Annotated in this window: 19 protein-coding genes and 1 riboswitch; of the genes, 9 read left to right on the forward strand and 10 right to left on the reverse strand. The window is 46.0% G+C overall.

The window, feature by feature from the left end; all coding sequences use genetic code 11:
- Positions 1–266: 266 nt before the first annotated feature.
- The 9 genes from MHH49_RS07935 to MHH49_RS07975 all read right to left on the reverse strand — a co-directional run bounded on the left by MHH49_RS07935 (position 267) and on the right by MHH49_RS07975 (position 8,022).
- Entirely contained in the window at positions 267–443 is a 177-nt protein-coding gene (locus MHH49_RS07935; RefSeq protein ID WP_143758693.1) for a histidine phosphatase family protein, read from the reverse strand.
- An 18-nt stretch (positions 444–461) separates the two neighbouring features.
- Positions 462–1,064 (reverse strand): response regulator transcription factor, encoded by a 603-nt coding sequence (locus MHH49_RS07940; protein WP_036682756.1) that lies wholly within the window; start codon positions 1,062–1,064, stop codon positions 462–464.
- A complete protein-coding gene (locus MHH49_RS07945; protein ID WP_036682757.1) occupies positions 1,061–2,215 on the reverse strand; it encodes a sensor histidine kinase in 1,155 nt (384 codons plus the stop codon). The genes MHH49_RS07940 and MHH49_RS07945 overlap by 4 nt, the downstream gene beginning before the upstream one ends.
- Positions 2,216–2,219: 4 nt before the next feature.
- On the reverse strand, positions 2,220–2,954 hold the full coding sequence (locus tag MHH49_RS07950; RefSeq protein ID WP_036682760.1) for an ABC transporter permease: 735 nt from the start codon (positions 2,952–2,954) through the stop codon (positions 2,220–2,222).
- 2 nt (positions 2,955–2,956) lie between these two features.
- Positions 2,957–3,865, reverse strand: coding sequence for an ABC transporter ATP-binding protein (locus MHH49_RS07955; RefSeq protein WP_036682763.1), 909 nt, complete (start codon positions 3,863–3,865; stop codon positions 2,957–2,959).
- Positions 3,866–4,060: 195 nt separating this feature from the next.
- Positions 4,061–4,813, reverse strand: coding sequence for an oxygen-insensitive NADPH nitroreductase (gene nfsA / locus MHH49_RS07960; RefSeq protein WP_076101226.1), 753 nt, complete (start codon positions 4,811–4,813; stop codon positions 4,061–4,063).
- Positions 4,814–4,844: 31 nt separating this feature from the next.
- Positions 4,845–7,307, reverse strand: coding sequence for a heavy metal translocating P-type ATPase (locus MHH49_RS07965; protein ID WP_036682766.1), 2,463 nt, complete (start codon positions 7,305–7,307; stop codon positions 4,845–4,847).
- A 113-nt stretch (positions 7,308–7,420) separates the two neighbouring features.
- The gene (gene copZ / locus MHH49_RS07970) at positions 7,421–7,621 is read right to left on the reverse strand and encodes a copper chaperone CopZ (protein ID WP_036682768.1); all 201 of its coding nucleotides are present in this window, start codon (positions 7,619–7,621) and stop codon (positions 7,421–7,423) included.
- 53 nt (positions 7,622–7,674) lie between these two features.
- On the reverse strand, positions 7,675–8,022 hold the full coding sequence (locus MHH49_RS07975) for a metal-sensitive transcriptional regulator (protein ID WP_051491259.1): 348 nt from the start codon (positions 8,020–8,022) through the stop codon (positions 7,675–7,677).
- 259 nt (positions 8,023–8,281) lie between these two features.
- Here MHH49_RS07975 and MHH49_RS07980 point away from each other — a divergent pair, with 259 nt between their 5' ends.
- The 8 genes from MHH49_RS07980 (at position 8,282) to MHH49_RS08015 (ending at position 15,054) form a co-directional block, all read left to right on the forward strand.
- On the forward strand, positions 8,282–9,802 hold the full coding sequence (locus tag MHH49_RS07980) for an MDR family MFS transporter (RefSeq protein WP_036682771.1): 1,521 nt from the start codon (positions 8,282–8,284) through the stop codon (positions 9,800–9,802).
- A 5-nt stretch (positions 9,803–9,807) separates the two neighbouring features.
- On the forward strand, positions 9,808–10,374 hold the full coding sequence (locus MHH49_RS07985) for a PadR family transcriptional regulator (RefSeq protein WP_036682773.1): 567 nt from the start codon (positions 9,808–9,810) through the stop codon (positions 10,372–10,374).
- Positions 10,375–10,463: 89 nt separating this feature from the next.
- On the forward strand, positions 10,464–10,679 hold the full coding sequence (locus tag MHH49_RS07990) for a hypothetical protein (RefSeq protein WP_051491260.1): 216 nt from the start codon (positions 10,464–10,466) through the stop codon (positions 10,677–10,679).
- 52 nt (positions 10,680–10,731) lie between these two features.
- Entirely contained in the window at positions 10,732–11,709 is a 978-nt protein-coding gene (locus tag MHH49_RS07995; RefSeq protein WP_036682775.1) for an aldo/keto reductase, read from the forward strand.
- Positions 11,710–12,088: 379 nt separating this feature from the next.
- Positions 12,089–13,264 carry a hypothetical protein gene (locus MHH49_RS08000; protein ID WP_036682777.1) on the forward strand — a complete coding sequence of 392 codons (1,176 nt, stop codon included), beginning with the start codon at positions 12,089–12,091 and terminating at the stop codon, positions 13,262–13,264.
- A 1-nt stretch (position 13,265) separates the two neighbouring features.
- Positions 13,266–13,856, forward strand: coding sequence for a signal peptidase I SipW (gene sipW / locus MHH49_RS08005; protein ID WP_076124645.1), 591 nt, complete (start codon positions 13,266–13,268; stop codon positions 13,854–13,856).
- A 90-nt stretch (positions 13,857–13,946) separates the two neighbouring features.
- A complete protein-coding gene (locus MHH49_RS08010) occupies positions 13,947–14,555 on the forward strand; it encodes a TasA family protein (protein WP_036682781.1) in 609 nt (202 codons plus the stop codon).
- A gap of 169 nt (positions 14,556–14,724) precedes the next feature.
- A complete protein-coding gene (locus MHH49_RS08015) occupies positions 14,725–15,054 on the forward strand; it encodes a helix-turn-helix domain-containing protein (protein ID WP_036682795.1) in 330 nt (109 codons plus the stop codon).
- Positions 15,055–15,161: 107 nt separating this feature from the next.
- Here the strand turns inward: MHH49_RS08015 and MHH49_RS08020 are convergent, their stop codons facing one another.
- Positions 15,162–15,317 (reverse strand): anti-repressor SinI family protein, encoded by a 156-nt coding sequence (locus MHH49_RS08020; RefSeq protein ID WP_232061118.1) that lies wholly within the window; start codon positions 15,315–15,317, stop codon positions 15,162–15,164.
- 27 nt (positions 15,318–15,344) lie between these two features.
- Positions 15,345–15,429: riboswitch (cyclic di-GMP riboswitch) on the reverse strand.
- 470 nt (positions 15,430–15,899) lie between these two features.
- Here MHH49_RS08020 and MHH49_RS08025 point away from each other — a divergent pair.
- The gene (locus MHH49_RS08025; RefSeq protein WP_341138076.1) at positions 15,900–18,767 is read left to right on the forward strand and encodes a 2-oxoglutarate dehydrogenase E1 component; all 2,868 of its coding nucleotides are present in this window, start codon (positions 15,900–15,902) and stop codon (positions 18,765–18,767) included.
- Positions 18,768–18,803: the final 36 nt, after the last annotated feature.

Raw genomic sequence — 18,803 nt, forward strand, 5'->3', positions numbered from 1 at the left:
GTACAAATAGCTGCATCTAAGTCCGTTAGTACAATAGCAAGTGGAAATCAGGAACTGGGCAAGGGGCACGATTCTTATATGCAAGCAAAAATGCCTTCGATGTCCCTAAAGAACGGTAAGCGCTTATGCGAGAAATAGAAGGTAATGTATCGTGCCGAACTTATACGTTCTTGTTGTATTTTAAAAAAAGGCCATCCTCTGCGGGATGGCCTTTCACTTCATAGACAATATCCTAGCTCGCTCTTAATCAGTCACCTTAAACATGATTACCCATTAATCCCCTTGGGCGATAGTTCATACCCCAATGGTGAAGCATATAATTCAACCAGACCGATAGATGCCATGCGTTTTCCCAATGCCGCTGCTGCTTCCTGATGCCCGAATTCCGTTAGATTATCTATGGAATAGTCCGGATCACCATGACGAATCAGAAATATTTGCATAACAATACCCTTCTCCCCTCAAATCCAGCCTTTTTCTTCCGCCAGCCGTACCGCCTCAATCCGGCTTTTCACTTCCAGCTTGTTGAGTATTTCAGAGATGTAATTGCGGACAGTGCCGTAAGACAGATGCAGCGAAAAGGCTATCTCGCTCGCGGTTTGCCCTTCTCCAGCCAGTTTTAAAATCTCTCGCTCCCGTGCTGTTAATGGATTCTCCTCCCGCAAACTGCCAAAGACTAACTCCGGAGATACCTCCCGATGTCCAGCCATGACACGACGAATAGATTCAGCTAGCTTATCTACAGGCTCGTCCTTCAACAAATACCCTTGAATACCAGCCTTTACTCCACGCTCAAAATATCCCGGACGGGCAAAGGTAGTCAAAATAATAATACGGGTCGGACACCCCTTACTCCGCAATATTTCTGCAACCTCCAGCCCGCTCTTGAACGGCATTTCAATGTCCATGAGACAGACATCCGGCTGAAGCTTGTCGATTAAAGCTAACGCCTCCGCCCCATCACAAGCTTCTCCGACTACTTCGATATCGTCTTCAAGATCCAGCAAAGAAGCCATCGCTCCCCGAAGCAGACGTTGATCCTCCGCTATAACAATGCTTATCATGCAGTCTCACCCCCTTGTGCATCTTTTACGATTAGCGGGATGGCAACGATCAGCTTAGCTCCCTGACCCTCAGCTGAGCTTAGCGACAGGGAGCCATCAATCAGGGATAGGCGCTCCGCCATCCCCTTCATGCCATTTCCATCGTTAAGCCCGCCGTTCCCTTTCTCCCCGTGCTGTAGGCCAATACCGTTATCTTTAACGGTAATTCGCACTTCTCCAGCCAGCTTTGCCACTCCTATGAAGCATTTATCCGCTCTGCTATGCTTCACGATATTAGTCACCGCTTCTTTGATACAGAGGCTGAGGATATTTTGCGTCAGGTCGGATACCCCCTCCAGAGAGATATCCCCTTCCACTTCTAAGGCGATCTCTGCCGTCCGCAGCATCTCTCCAGCTTCAGCCAGTTCCTCTGCTACTGAGACCGCACGCATTTCCGACACTAGCTCACGCACTTGACGGAGCGCAGCCCGTGAAGTGCGCTGGATTTCCCGCGCTTCCTCTTGGGCTCGCTCCGTATTTTTCGTCACCAGCTTCTCTACGAGTTGGCTCTTTAACGTAATCAAGGACAAGGTATGGCCAAGGGTATCATGCAGGTCACGGGCGATTCGCATTCGTTCCTCACGCTTCACCAGCTCTTTAATTACCTCATTCGCTTGATCCAGCTCTTTCTCCAGCTTCTGATTCCGATTCATGGACCTCACTCCGAACGGACTAATCAACATAATAACAATAAACGGAGCTAAAAATATCACACTTCCCCACTCCATCCCACGACCCACTAAGACCAGCACCGAAAGGATCATGATCACAAAAGAAGTAAATGCAATTTTGAAACCTTTATTCTCCGTATAATATGCGATAAAATTTGCGGTGAAAAAGCCCATGTACAGATTATAGGGGGTATAGAACACACTAAGCACCACGATGATCAACATTTGAATAATTAACCAAACATTAAACACTCCACCCCGCACCCAATACAGCTGGCGATAGCTGAGGGCAAATACCGCTATCATAATCCCGCCCAGAATGAGCTTCATTCCAGTCTCCCCGCGCAAATTCAGGATGGGCAAAACCAGATAAACAGCCCATACAAAAGGGAAAAACCCCTGTTTTTGTGGAAATAACCGGAACTTCGCACGCTCAGCCATTCATTCACACCGCTTCCTGTTTTTTTCGAATATAGACCGATAGTAACATAAAAACTACCAAATATCCGAGCAAAATCAAGACATTACTCCACGTCGGAGCTGATCCACGAACGATCTCCCAGGCTCCATTCCCATAGTTATAGGAAGGCAACCAATGACCAATCCGCTGCATTAATCGTGGCAGAATCTCAATCGGCATCCACATGCCCCCTGCTACAGCAAGAGCCATATAAATCACGTTGCTGACTCCACTGGCTGTATCCACCCGTTTCATAGCACCTACAAGCGTACCAATCGCTAAAAATGGTAGAGAACCGATCAGGATCCACAGCCCGCTAAGCACCCATTGACCCGCGGATAAAGAGACGCCATTGATTAAATAGCCTGCGATAAAAATACAAATGACCGAAAACAGATGCATCATCGTCTGTCCGAACATTTTTCCGAAAAAATAGATCGAACCCGGCAGCGGTGTAATCCGAATAAAGGTGGTCCAGCCCTGTGTTCGCTCTTGCACCAACCGGATGCCAAGCGTCATAATGGCTGAGCCCATTACACTGAAGGTCGCCATAGACATTAAATAATGAGCACGCCACGTTAGGTCATCGCTACCTGTATTGACCACCCGGGTGAAGATGAAATAGAACATGATGGGCATGAGCAAAGACCAGAACACATAATAGGGATTACGGATGATCCGCAGCATTTCTGCTTTACACTGTACAGTAATTAGTCTCATGGTTAGACAGCCTCCTCTTGGTTCATGGTCAATTGTTCAAAAGCCTCATCCAAACGTCCCTGATCAATTCGAACATCCTTCACGGGAAGTCCAGCCACAAAAATCGCTTTAAGCGCCTCATCTGTATCCTCTGTGGTCACATGAATGCGGCCATCTTTTTCATAACAATCCTCTATAGCAGCTAGGTCTAGCAGGTTGCTGCGCAATTGCGAGCGATCACCCACAGGCAGGAAGGACACGGAACGCTTCACAATCCGCGATTTAATCTCATCTGGACTTCCGTCCGCAACTAAGTGGCCTTTACTGAATAACAGAATACGATCCGCGATATCTTCTGCTTCCTGCAAATAATGGGTCGTGAACACAATCGTTTTTCCTTGCTCCGCAAGTCCACGAACCGTTTCCCAGAACCGCCGCCGGGAAGTAATATCAAGTCCGACTGTAGGTTCATCGAAAAAGATCAGCTCCGGATTACCCGCGAGGGCTAGCGCAAAACCCAAACTACGCTTTTGACCGCCCGAGAGCTTCTCGGCGTATCTATTCAAATCGGCTGGCGCAAGTCCAGTAGCCTTAATTAGAAACTCCATATCCATAGGCTTTGGATAATAACTGCGGATCAGGTCAATGATCTCCCGCACCTTTAGCCGATCCATTACACTTACCTCCTGCAGCATTGCTCCTGTCTTTTCTCGTACCACTTTATCCTTCGGATGATGCCCGAATAACTCCACTGTACCCTCGGTAGGCTCTATTAGCCCCAGCAGCATGCCTAATGCCGTTGTTTTACCCGCTCCGTTCGGTCCCAGAATAGCTGTAATCGAACCTTTAGCAATGTTAAAGCTGATATTATCTACAGCCTTTTTATCCTTATATATTTTGCTGACTCCGTGCATTTCTATAATATTATCCATAACGTAATCCCTCCGCTTCCGAATGCGTTTGATCTATTTCAATCATATGGAAAAAGAAGACATGACATTAGTATGGACTGTCATTTCTTTAAGATGACAACTGTCACCTTCCTGGCTCCGAATAAAAAAGAGAGGCTGCCCTATCAGTAGAATGAACTACTAATAAGGCAGCCTCTTTAGGTGAAGAAAGTTTAGTTATCTTCGAAGGAATCCTTTTTCCAGCAGGAACTCCTTCATATGCAGCCGTGCTGGCTGTGCCAATCGCTCCGCCATAATGGCCGACCAAGGGGTGTCTTTGGCACCGTGGGTCCGCTCACGCATATAGTCTGAAGAGACTTTATCGTAAGTTTTGACCTGCTCCACAGTGGTTTCCGCATTGTAGCGATTACGATGCAGAACAGCCTCTAGTGGAAGCCGCGGACGCAGGCCCGAAGCTCCGTCAGGATAACCCACACACATCCCAAATATCGGGTAGACCAATTCAGGCAGTCCCAGCAATTCCGATACCTCAGCGATCCGGTTACGGATTCCACCGATATATACAATTCCAAGTCCTAGTGATTCCGCAGCCACTGCAGCATTCTGTGCAGCAAGCGCAACATCAACGGTAGCTACAATCAGGTTCTCAGCAGAATCTTCATAAGAAGTCTCTCCCTGCAAATGAGGTTTCGTCACCTCGCGCAGCCGATACAGATCAGCGCACCAGACCAAAAACACTGGGCATTGTTCTATATAAGCCTGATTGCCCGCTAATCCCGCAAGCTCCGTCTTTAGTGCCGGGTCAGTAACTGCAATAACACTATAGGCCTGAACATTGCTTGAGGTTGAAGCCATCTGAGCTGCTCCAATAATAGCGCTAAGCTGATCTTCACTTACTGGCTTATCCTGAAACTTGCGGACAGATGCATGTTTCATTAACAGAGAAATTGTATCGTTATTTACTTGCACTGTGGCCACTCCCTAAATAGTGATGGTGATATTACAGCTTTACCCGCTGTAGCCGAAGTGCATTCAAAACAACAGACACGGAGCTAAATGCCATCGCAGCTCCTGCCAGCCATGGGGCTAGAAACCCAAGTGCAGCAATCGGTATTCCTATTGTATTGTAAGCAAGCGCCCAGAACAAATTTTGTTTAATATTTCTCATCGTTTTGCGGCTCATCATAATCGCATCAGGAATACTCTTCAAATCCCCGCGCATCAGCGTAATATCTGCTGCTTCCATAGCTACATCCGTTCCTGTCCCAATCGCCATACCCGTATCGGCAGTAGCCAGTGCCGGAGCATCGTTGATCCCATCCCCAACCATGGCAACCTTAGTCCCATTTTGCTGGAGCTTGCGAACCTCTTCAGCTTTGCCCTCTGGCAGAACCTCTGCTAACACTTTTTCGATCCCTGCCTGCTTCGCAATAGCCTCAGCTGTAATTTTATTGTCACCAGTGATCATAACGACTTCAATACCCATATCATGAAGCGCGGCTACAGCCGCTTTTGAGGTCGGTTTAATCGTATCAGCAACGGCCACAATTCCAGCGATTTCTCCCTCTACCGCTACTAGCATAGCTGTCTTTCCCGACTCCTCCAGCTTCTTCATAATTGGAGTCCATTCTGTGATATCGAGCTGATGATCTTCCATCATCCGCCGTGTGCCTACCATAACCTGCTGATCAGAGATAACCGCCATAATTCCACGTCCGGGCACATTATCAAACTGCTCAGCAGTAGGCAAAGCCAAACCTCTATCAGCGGCGCCAGCAACAATAGCCTCCGCAAGTGGATGCTCTGATAGCTTTTCGGCGGCTGCAGTTAAAGCTAACAAACGGTTTTCCGCGTTTTCTTTTCCATAAGCTGCAATTCCAGTTGTTGTCACAACATCAGTAAGCACGGGTTTACCATTCGTCACTGTACCTGTTTTATCTAGCACAACGGTCTGGATCCCTTGCGCTCCCTCTAAATGCTCCCCACCCTTGAAGAGGATTCCAAGCTCTGCTGCCCGGCCCGATCCTGCCATAATGGAGGTTGGCGTTGCCAGACCTAGCGCACATGGACAAGCAATTACGAGCACTGCAATAGCTTTTTCGAGGGCATCAGCGAACTGGCCAGGGGCTGCCCAGAAATACCAGATCAGAAACGTTATCACAGCAATACCCACAACAATCGGCACAAAAATCCCTGAGATTACATCGGCAATCCGTTGAATCGGAGCTTTGGAGCCTTGAGCTTCCTCCACTACTCGGATAATTTGAGCCAGCGCAGTGTCGCGACCCACTTTATTTGCTTTGATTCTCAAGATACCATTCTTATTCATAGTGGCACCGATCACGGTATCCCCTGGTTTTTTCTCCACAGGAATACTTTCTCCGGTCAACATCGACTCATCCACAGAAGAAGATCCCTCGACAACTTCTCCATCCACAGGCACCTTAGTACCGGGCTTCACCAATACAATATCGCCAGGAATGACTTCATCTGTCGGGATATTCATTTCTTGCCCATCCCGAATTACGAGGGCGGTTTTTGCCTGAAGCCCCATTAAGCTTTTGATTGCGTCAGAGGAACGGCCTTTCGCCAGCGCCTCAAACCATTTACCGACGAGGATAAGGGTAATGAGTACAGCACTCGTCTCATAATACATTTCTACAGTATGATTCATTCCCTTCATGCTTAAGGAATCAATGGTCAGATAAAGACTGTAGAAATAAGCTGCCGACGTCCCTAATACGACCAACACATCCATATTGGCACTCCGGTTACGAAGGGCTTTATAAGCACCGACGTAGAACTGCCAACCGATGATAAATTGCACAGGGGTAGCCAGAACAAGCTGGAACCAAGGATTCATAAATATATCCGGTGTTGGAATCCAGCCGGTGAAGGAGAAATGACCCGCCATCGCCCATAACAATGGGAACGAAAGAATTGCAGAAATGATCCATTTCCACTTTTTATGCTGAATTTCTTTTCCACGACGATCCACATGATCCTTGCGGTCTTCTTTAAGAGAAGCTTTATAGCCGATACTGCTTACCTTCTCCATGATCTCCCTTGGACTGATATTACCGGGTGTATATTCTACATGTGCTGTTTCCAGCGCCAAATTCACATTAACTGCTGCTATGCCCGGTGTACGGCTCAACACTTTTTCAATCCGTGAGGAACAAGCAGCACAGGTCATCCCCGATATATCAAAATCCGCAGATTCTTTAATAGTGTCATAACCAAGAGAACGGATTTTATCTTCAATTTGTGGCAACCCTGATACTGTCGGATCAAATCCAACAGTAGCCTGTTCCAAGGCTAGATTCACATTCGCACGAGATACGCCGTCCATTCGGGACAAACCTTTCTCAATCCGGGTTGCACAAGCGGAACAAGTCATCCCTGTAATCTGTACAGTTGCCTGCTGTTCGTTTGGTGAAGCTGTTGTTTTGGTTTTATCCATGATTTCCACGCCTCCACATACCCCTATAGGGTATGATAATTTCTAAAAGAAAAGGCATTGGAGCTTCGGGTTGCTTCCCCATATCACTCCAAGCCTTATTACTGTGCTTCAAACTAAACTACGTCATACCCTTGATCTTCAATCGCTTCTTTAATCGCGCCAAGGCTTACTTTGTTCTCATCATACTCGACGGAAACTTTCTTAGCAGCAAGATCAACTTTAGCTGTTGCTCCAAGATTGCCTACGGCTTTCTCTACGGAGTTAACACAGTGACCACAAGACATTCCTTCAACGTTTAATGTAGCGTTTGACATTAATATAACCTCCAATAAATGTTGTGAAGCTATGCTCTAGAAGCATTAGCTTATTATTTCATTAATTTGTTAACCGTAATTAGGAGCTCGTCGATAACCTCATGTTCACCAGCTTCGATTCGCTCAACAATGCAACTTTTCATATGCCCTTCTAGCAGCAACTTACCGACACCATTTAACGCCGCCTGTACCGCTGCGAGCTGGTTGAGCACATCATCACAATAGGTATCCCGCTCAATCATACCCTTTACCCCGCGGATCTGGCCTTCAATCCGGTTGAGGCGCGTATTCAAGTTATTCTTGAATTCTGCCGAATGATGACTTTTTCGTTCTCCTGATGATGAAGAATGACAATTTATGTCGCAGGATTCTGCAGCTTGCTCTTTCTTGGCAGTAGACATAAGAATCAGCCTCCTTGGTTATAATATAATATACCCCCGTAGGGTATGTCAAGAGGCATTCCTAATTCATCCACAGATGATCTCCACCGGTAGTTTGTCCCTTTATTACCGCCGTATTCTTCTATGGTTGGCTATACATCTCTATTTTTCAAAAAAACTATTGCCTCCCTATTCAAATTTGAATATAATAAATTTTGCTTCCAATTATGAACATTTTTCGAACAGAACTATCACTATTTAGAAGAAGGAGCTGCGAAGCATGCATACTAAAGAAAGTAATCTTAAACTCGTAGTAGTTGGCCTGCTGCTTGGTATTCTTATGTCCGCAATGGACAATACCATTGTAGCTTCAGCTATGGGAACGATAGTCTCAGATCTCGGCGGTCTGGATAAAATCGTATGGGTCACCTCGGCTTACATGGTAATGGTAATGGCCGGGACCCCTATCTTCGGCAAGCTCTCTGATATGTACGGACGTAAACGTTTTTTCATTTTCGGATTGATTGTATTCCTGATTGGCTCGGCTCTGTGCGGTACTGCCACCAGTATCACACAGCTCAGCATTTACCGTGCCATTCAAGGGATCGGCGGCGGTGCACTAATGCCAATCGCCTTCACCATCGTTTTCGACATTTACCCGCCTGAAAAAAGAGGGAAATTGACCGGTCTCTTTGGAGCCGTCTTCGGAATTTCCAGTGTACTTGGACCTTTACTCGGTGCCTATATTACCGACTATGTTGGTTGGCAGTGGGTATTCTACATTAACCTGCCGCTAGGAATTATTGCACTGTTCCTGATTGCAACTTCTTATAAGGAGTCGATCTCCCACGCTAAACAGCGCATTGACTGGGGCGGAGCCTTCACTCTGGTTGGCGCGATTATCTGCCTAATGTTCGCTCTGGAACTTGGTGGTAATCAATATGCTTGGGATTCCAGTGCCATCCTTGGCTTATTCGTAGGTTTTGCTGTTCTCTTGCTGGCGTTTATCCTTATTGAGAGAGTAGCTGCTGAACCTGTGATCTCGTTCGCTATGTTCCGCAAACGGTTGTTTGCAACAAGCAGCGTGACCAGCTTATTTTATGGTTCTGCTTTTATCGTAGCTACTATTTATATCCCTATCTTTGTGCAGGGTGTATTTGGCGGCTCAGCTACGAACTCAGGGCTGATCCTTATGCCGATGATGATCGGTACGGTCGTTGGCAGTCAGACCGGGGGGCTGCTTACAACAAAAACCAGCTTCCGCAACATTATGATCCTATCCGCAGTCTGCTTTGTCGCAGGGGTCTACAGCCTAAGCACTTTATCACCAGATACCTCCCGCCTCATGCTTAATGTATTTATGGCTCTGACTGGGTTCGGCGTAGGCTTTTCCTTCTCCGTGCTGAGCATGGCAGCTATCCATAATTTCGATATGCGTCAACGGGGGTCGGCAACATCAACCAGTACCTTCATGCGCTCCCTTGGAATGACGCTGGGAATTACGATCTTCGGGATTATTCAGCGGAATAGCTTTACTAACAGTCTAAGCGATGCTTTTGGCGGTAGTGAACAGTCAGCAGCTTTCGGAGATCCACGCGCTGCGTTAACACCTGAAGCAAGAGCGAAGATCCCTGCTGAAATATTAGAAAAAATATCAAGTGCGTTATCCACCTCTATTGCTCAAACCTTTATGTGGGCTTTGATTCCTGCAGTGCTCGGTCTAGTCTTTGTACTGCTCATGCCAAAAGACCGTCTTACCATTCCTGCTAAAGCTGTTCAGGCGTCAGAGGGCAAAAGGTAACCATTATGTCCATGAAATTAGCCATTCTAGGTTTACTGCTGGAGCGGAACATGCATCCCTATGAAATCACATTAGTGATGAAGGAACGTTCCATGGACCGGATCACGAAGCTGCAGATGGGATCACTCTATTATGCTGTGGATAAGCTTGCACAAGATGGTTATATAGAAGCCTTAGAGGTCATCCGCAGCAGTGATCGGCCGGACAAAACAATCTATGCCATAACGGAGCAAGGTAAAGCTTTATTCGAACAGCTTATCCTGCAACAAATTAAGAAAAACGAACCCTTCTATCATCCGATGTATATGGCCCTGGCTATGTCCCGTCATATCGATCAGAGCAAGGTTGAGAAGCTGCTCGAGGAACGCCTACGGGAAACAGAACATCAGGTTAATCTGGCTTATCAGGTATACGAGGAGCATATCTCCATCGTGCCTCGTTCTGCCCTGCATCTAATGTACGGTACATATGAGCACACCCTGACTGAGCTGAAATGGCTGCAGCGCCTATACGATGATGTTGTAGCACGCAAGCTAAAAGACATAGGGACACCGTTGAATTTAGAGGCCTAATGGCCTCTTTTTCTGTTTAAGGGAGTCAAAATACGTTTATTAACGAGCACAATATCCATTAAATCTCAAAGGAAGACGAGGCGGTAAAAATGACCCAAGAAAAACATCAGCTGAATAGTGATAAACGGGATCACCCGGAACAATATCCAACAGAGAAAGAAAGTCTATTCGATCTTCATGAAAGTGAGCAGAATGTAGACCCAATTCCGATGGAAGATTTGACACTGGAAAAGCAAGAGGAAAAGAATAAAGAGGAGACCAAACACCGCTCTTCCAGCGACAAAAAATACCATACGGGCTTCTGAGAGTGTACAATAACTACAAGTACGCAATCATATTTTCCAAGGAGGAATCACATTGTTGAAAGCGTTACCTTTAAACAAGCGCGGGATTCCCGCAAGCCGCATTGCTTTAGGCTGCATGGGACTAGGCGGTGACTGGGACCATGAGCCGATTACTGCGGAGAATGTTAAACAAGGGCATGAAGCGGTCGATGCCGCACTTTCCATCGGCATCAACATGTTTGATCATGCAGATATTTACACTCGTGGCAAGGCGGAGAAGGTATTCGGTCAGATTTTTAAGGATCGTCCAGGACTACGTGAAGAAATTATAATTCAATCTAAATGTGGAATTAAGCTAATGGAGCCTGGGGACAGCACTAATACGTTTGATTTCTCTGGCCAACATATTCTGAACAGCGTGGATGGAATATTGTCACGACTTGGGACCGAATACATTGATATTCTTCTATTGCATAGACCCGATCCCTTAATGGATCCTGAGGAAGTAGCCTCCGCATTACATCAACTGAAGGCCGCTGGTAAGGTTCGCCATTTCGGGGTTTCCAATATGAGCGCCGCTCAGATCAAGCTGCTGCAGACTTATTGCGATGAACCTTTTATCGTAAACCAGCTGCATATGAGCTTGGCTAAGATCAGCTGGGTGGATGCTGGAATCAGTGTAAATCGTGAACCCTGGAAGGATATTATCTTTCCTGAGGGAACCCTTGAACATTGTCGAATGGAGAACATTCAGCTTCAAGCCTGGGGACCACTCGCCCAAGGTCTATTTAGCGGGCGTTCATTAGAGGATCAACCGGAGAATATCGTCCAAACAGCAGCTATGGTCCAACAGCTTGCAGATGAAAAAGGAACAACACCCGAAGCTATTGTATTGGCTTGGCTAATGACACATCCAGCTGCCATTCAGCCTGTTATTGGAACTGTGAATCCGAAGCGTATTACTGCCTGTGCCGATGCGGACAAGCTGGAGCTTAGCCGTAAGGAATGGTACGACCTGTATGTTAGTTCACGTGGTTCAAAACTTCCGTAACATATACATTTATATTCTCAACTTCATTACTCCACTTATACCCGGCTCGCGTTTTTACTGCGAGCCGGGTATTTTTATGCGAATCACCCTAATAGATCGTTCTTTATTGCGAATATATTTAGTAATCGAGCGATAAATAGAGTTATTCAGAGATAAATTATCATTTTTGTTCTTTATAGAGTACAAATGCGCGTTATTGGCAGTTTTCTTTTTGTTTTATTCCATGTATGATTCATTACAGAAGTTGTTCTTAATAAAGAACGATAATAACGAACCAAAGAAACAGACATTGAGGGGAGGTATTCCTCTGAGACCCAGATCAGCAAGGAGAAGACCTAGAAGAAACAGGAAAATTGGTTTACGTATACTGCAATCAGGAATGGCTGTCTCCGTCTTATTTCTATATACCTCGCAGCAAGTTGGTGGTACCTATGGAGGCTTTGGAGCTGCTGCGCAAACCACTAGCACGATTAGCTTTTGCGAAGTATTTCCGAATTCGATCAAGGCACTGCTTACAGAGTTCAAAGAGCATGTTAATCGAGCGCTCACTTTAAAAGAATCACTACAACCCTTTTCCTCATCAGCTAACTACTCGGACGTTTCGGGAATAGAAGGGATGTCGCTGGAAGAGCTTGATGTCGCTGCACAAGAGATTTCTTCGCAAATAGCGGCGCTTCAATCCCAAATAGATAGCGTTAACGAGCAACTGGCGGCTAACAGCCAAATTTGGAATCAAATCCACAATGAGCTAAGTGCAGCAGCAGCCTTACTCTTCCAGATAGGAGGATATATGACTTCTCTAGATTCAAACTGTCTAGAAATCAAGGATGAGCAATTTTTCAGAGATTTACAAAGCAGCCTGAATCAAAGCGGTGTGATCTCGGAATCCTTGAATGCTTCCTTAAATGGAGTTATTAGTTACCTAACCTCCATACACGATGTCGGTCTTCCATTCGCTTCGGTAGTTACCAGTGATGTTTATGGACAACTTGAATTACGCGAAGGAGAGTTCCCACAGCCACTGCCATTCCTGATTACCTTCACTCAACCAGATGGCGTGATCTCTAGCGACCTCACCTCCACTTATGAAGCTCTAAATACCGAATTGACTAACCTTAAAGAATCGGCAACCTCAGGTATCACTACCCTTCAAGATAAACTCCAAATGATCAGTCAGACTCGCGAGCAAAAACTAGAAGAGCTTGAAAAAGCTCGGCTAGAAGAAGAGCAAGCAAAGAAAGAAGAAGAAGCGAAGAAGGAAGAAGAACGTTTGGCTGAGGAGAAAAAGCAACAAGAAGCCGAGGATAAAGCGAAAGCTGAGGCAACCCCTCCAACGTCAGGTGAAGCTGCTCCGGAAGCCCCAAATAAAGAACAACCTGAAGCCCCAGCCACTGACCCGGTTAAGCCGGAAATTGGCGAAGAGCTCACAATTCCAAAAGATGTTCCTCAGCAAGAGGCTCCACAAGAGACGGCAAAGGCGGAAGACAGTACGACTACCCCGCCGGTAGCAACCCAAGCTCCTTCGGACCCTCAACCTGAGAAAGGTGGAGAATAAGATGCGAATTAAAAAAATTATCAATAATACCTTATCGAGCTTAATGCTTGTGATCTTTATTCTGCTGGTGGCAGCCGTAGTGTTATCCAAGGCCTCCGGTGGTGAACCTGCTTTCTTCGGATATGAGATCAAAACCGTACTCTCAGGATCGATGGAACCAGGAATTCAGACAGGCTCAATTGTCGCATTAAAACCCGGAGGGGATATGAATCGTTTCAAACCAGGCGATGTCATCACCTTTAGGAATGAAGATAATCTGCTCATTACTCACCGAATTGTAGAAGCGACCGTCAATAACGCTACTGGTGAAGCTGTTTATCGCACTAAAGGCGATAACAACGACGCGCCCGACATGAACCCTACCAGTTCTGTGAATGTTGTAGCTCAGTATACCGGGGTCACTGTACCCTATGTCGGTTACGCTATGAATTTCGCGGTTTCCAAAGCTGGAAGTGTAGTCCTCATGATCGTGCCTGGCTTGATGCTTCTGCTCTATGCTCTGTATACCTCTTGGAAGGCTGTAGCTGCATTAGAAAAGAAAAATGCTGCCCTACTGCCAGCCTCACCGCCCCCAACAGAAACACAGCCCTAAGTTGATTGTCCACTTCCGCTTACGAACCGGAAGATACAATATATAAATTTTATAAAAAATTCAAACACAAATTTGAGGAGGAATTTTATTATGGGTATCAAGAAAACATTGGGTCTTGGCGTAGCATCTGCAGCACTGGGTTTATCATTAATCGGCGGAGGAACCTTCGCATACTTTAGCGACACTGCGCAAAGCACAGCTACATTCGCAGCGGGCACGCTCGATCTGAACTCCGACCCTTCTGTCATCGTTAATATTCCTAACCTGAAACCAGGTGATACGGTAACTAAATCCTTCAAATTGAAAAACGATGGTTCGCTCGATATCGGATCTATTATTCTGAATACATCGACTCAAATCACGGATGCTAAAGGAGATAACTACCTGGATTTAGCCGAGTTCATTAAAGTTAAATTCCTTAGAAATAATGATAAAGGAGTACCTATCGTCTCTCCTGAAAATGTAGTTTATGAGACTACACTTGCTGCTTTAAAAAGTCAGCATCCGGATCTCGTAAAAAATACAGGTTGGGATCAACTCTTTACCGAAGCATCCGGTATTAAAGCCGGTACCAACGACAGCTTCTCCGTCCAATTCGAATTTGTGGAAAATAACCAAGATCAAAATATTTTCCAAGGCGATAGCTTAACACTGACTTGGGATTTCGTAGCTAAACAAGGTGCGAAAAAAGACTACTAAGATCAATAAAGTAATTTAATAAAATACTCGATGAGCAGCAGATCCTGAATCCGGCCACGGATAAGCAGATTGCTGCTCTTCTCTTTACAATAAACTTTGTCCGATTTATTGATATTTGCTATACTAATAACAAAAATTACGGAGGGGCGTCAGCATAGTGCCACAGAATATGGGCCAACGTATCCAGCAGCTCCGCCTAGACAAGGGTTTCTCCCTATCTGAGCTTGCGGACAGAGCAGATGTGGCTAAGTCGTATCTTAGCAACGTGGAGAGAAACATCCAATCCAATCCATCCATCCAGTTTATCGAAAAAATCGCTGACGCGCTTCAGGTATCCATTCATGCCCTACTCTATGGAGAACCCAATGATGCAGAGGAATCACATTTAGATTCGGAATGGTTCCGATTGGTGCAGGAAGCTATGGACTCAGGCATTAGCAAACGCGAATTCAAAGAATTTCTGGACTATCAGAAATGGAAGCTCGATCAAAAGGATTAATACTTCCTACTAATCTGGTACGATCCTCTCTTCTACTAAATCATATCGAAAAAGGGCACAGCGAAGAACCGCTGTGCCCTTTTTCGATATGTAACCCCTCTAATGTATTACTGCACGATCTGCACAGTTTTCTCATGAAAGAACTGGCGGATTTCATCTGCCTTAATGCCAGCCTTCTTAGCTGCTAATAATAAATGTACCCACTCTTGATCCAGATCAATAAACTGCTGTTCTCTGTTGCTACCCTGGTTGGACTTTTCCAAAAAATCTCCCCCTAAGATTTTACGTCCCCAGGCAATCCGGCTGTCATAGTATCTCTACCTTAGACCCGCGACTTTGTGCCCCTGCCTTTCGGCAAGTTTACCTTTTACTGGACCCTTTTCACGAAAGGATCTACTTAAAAAACTATAAAATTACTATCTGCAATAACATTATACAAAAAGAAAGCGGAAAAGTGTGTCGATTCCTGGTTACTTTCTATTTTAAAAACGAAAAATAAAAGATTTTTTTTCAAAGATCTTGTCCGATTATCACGATACTCGTCCGTTACATAAAATAAATTGTACTAGCAAAATAAATATTTACTGACCTAATAGTTAAAAATAAGGATAATAGAATCATTTTAATAGGCCTTTAGAATGGGTAATGAGAAGAAACACCCTTCTTTTCATTAGAACAAGCTAACCCATACCATTTTGCGAACGTATTGGACGAAAGAATGAATTGATTACAGTGGCCGAAAGTAGCACAATAAGATGAGAAATGAAACCGCAATCATCACAGCTCCAGTAAGCGTTGACACAAAATGTCACGTATGGAGTTCATCCGTTAAGGAGGATGTATTCATGGCAGCCAAAGAGCCCTATAACGAATCCATTTGGAGTAAGTATTACGGACCCAATTTAGGCTACATTCAAGAAAGATATGAACAGTTTGTGAAAGATCCCTCCACCGTAGAAAATAATTATCGCGAGCTTTTTACAAATTCGGGACCTCCTCCCCTAACTCCGGATAGCGAACCGGCTCCTCAGCCGCGCATCTCGGGAGACACCGAATGGCTTAGAAAAGCAGTAAGAGCTTCCAAGCTAATCGCCAATATTCGTATATATGGCCATATGGCCGCTGAAATTGATCCGCTGGTACGCGATCAGAATCCCATGGCAAAATATCTTGAGCTTGAAACCTATGGGCTGACCCGCGAAGACCTGATCGCACTGCCTGCCACGCTTATATGGGAAAATGCGCCGAATGATGTGCATACCGGATGGGATGCCGTGCAACGTATGCGTCAGGCATACACCAAGACCATCGCCTATGAATTCGGGCATGTGCATGAAGAAAAAGAACTGCAATGGCTAAATAGACAGGCAGAATCCACCAGCTCACCAGCACCCCTAAATAATACAGAACGCAAAGAGCTCCTGAACCGCCTGATTCAGGTAGAGCAATTTGAAACCTTCCTCCACAAGACTTTTGTAGGTCAGAAGCGTTTCAGTCTTGAAGGCAATGATGCTCTTGTGCCGATGTTAGATGAAATCGTACGTGCTGCTGCACATGACGGTGCGGAGCATATTTTGATGGGCATGGCGCATCGCGGCCGCCTCAACGTTCTTGCACATATTTTGGGCAAACCTTATGATATCATATTTTCAGAGTTTCATCATTCTCCGAACAAGGAGCTTTTCCCTTCCGAAGGCTCCACAGGCATTAACTATGGTTGGACAGGTGATGTGAAATACCATCTCGGTGCAGACCGTGCTGTCCGTGAAGGAGAAACCGTACGCACAAGAATAACACTAGCGAATAACCCAAGTCACTTGGAATTCGTCAATCCTGTTGTGGAAGGTTTCACTCGTGCCGCACAAGAAGATCGGAGCACTGCAGGACTGCCGAAGATTGATACCAGTAAAGCTATGGCGGTGCTGATGCATGGCGATGCTGCTTTTCCAGGTGAAGGCATTGTTGCAGAAACGCTTAATATCGGCAAACTTCAAGGTTATCAAAATGGTGGGACGATCCATATCATTGTTAATAACCGAATTGGTTTTACGACTGAAAGTGAAGATTCCCGTTCTACGCATTATGCGAGTGACATCGCCAAAGGGTATGAAATCCCAATAGTCCATGTCAACGCTGATGACCCAGAGGCCTGCGTAGCAGCTGTACGTTTAGCTAGCGCATACCGCCATCAATTCAAAAAAGATTTCGTAATTGATCTCATCGGCTACCGCCGTCATGGTCACAACGAAATGGATGATCCTGAAACCACACAACCTATTGTCTACGGTAAGGTTCGCAATCATCCAACCGTCTACAAGGTTTATGCAGAGAGACTGAAAAACGAAAAGGTTCTTACCGCCGAAGACGTACAAAAGATGAATGCTGAAGCAGAAAGCGTATTGCAGCGTGCGTACGATAATATGAAGGAAGGCAATCATAAGAAAAAAGAACCCAAAGCCTTCATTCCTCTACAAACAGACCGCGCAGCGGCAAACACTACAGCGGTATCTATCTCCAGCCTGCAGGAGATCAATCGTGAACTGTTGACGGTTCCTGCTGGATTCCAGGTTTATCCGAAGCTGGAGCGCATTTTACAACGTCGTAAAGATGCACTGAATGAGGGTGAAAAGGTCGACTGGGCACTGGCTGAAACATTAGCCTTCGCTACCATTCTGAAAAATGGAACGCCCATCCGACTGAGCGGTCAAGATGCCCAGCGCGGAACCTTCGCACATCGCCATCTGGTGCTGCACGACAGTAAAACAGGAGATTTATTCTCTCCGCTGCATCAGCTAAGCGATTCCCGTGCCTCCTTTGGCGTATACAACAGTCCATTGTCAGAGGCATCAGTATTAGGCTTTGAATATGGTTATAATGTGTTTGCACCGGAAACCTTCGTAATCTGGGAAGCACAGTATGGTGATTTCGCCAATGCGGGTCAGGTTATTTTTGACCAGTTCATTGCCGCTGGACGCGCCAAATGGACACAGCGCAGCAATCTCGTCATCATGCTGCCGCATGGCTACGAAGGACAGGGACCTGAGCACTCCAGCGGTAGGCTGGAACGGTTCTTGCAGCTATCCGCTGAGGAGAACTGGACGGTCGCTAACCTGACTACCGCTTCGCAATATTTCCATCTGCTGCGGCGCCAAGCAGCGTTATGCGGGCAGGAAGATGCTAGACCGCTAGTCATTATGACGCCGAAAAGTCTCATTCGGAATACGCGCAGCACTTCTGCCGGAACCGAGCTGGCTTCAGGACAATTCAAGCCTGTATTAGCTGAATCTTTGCTTGGCCAGAAACCAAGTGAAGTTAAACGGCTCGTAGTCTGCAGCGGTAAAGTCGCTATCGACATCCAAACAGAACTGGAAGCAGCACCGGATAAGGATTGGTCATGGCTGCATGTTCTTCGCCTAGAGCAGCTTTATCCGTTCCCGGAACAGGAGCTAAGCGAACATTTAAACTCCTTCAGCTCCCTTCAGGAAATTGTCTGGGTGCAAGAAGAGCCGAAAAATATGGGCGGCTGGAGCTATAGTGAGCCTCGGTTGCGCGCCATCGCACCGAAGAATGCCGGCGTAAGATATATCGGCCGTCCGGAACGTTCCAGCCCGGCCAGTGGTTATGCAGATGTTCATAGCTTCGAACAGCGTAGAATTGTAACAGAAGCCCTAAAATCAAATTCGAACGTACAAGCGGCTGTATCGTCCTCTTAAGAGGACGGTATCACAATAGCGTAAACCATTATGTTT

Source organism: Paenibacillus sp. FSL F4-0122, assembly GCF_038002845.1.
Taxonomy (GTDB): domain Bacteria; phylum Bacillota; class Bacilli; order Paenibacillales; family Paenibacillaceae; genus Paenibacillus_AQ; species Paenibacillus_AQ odorifer.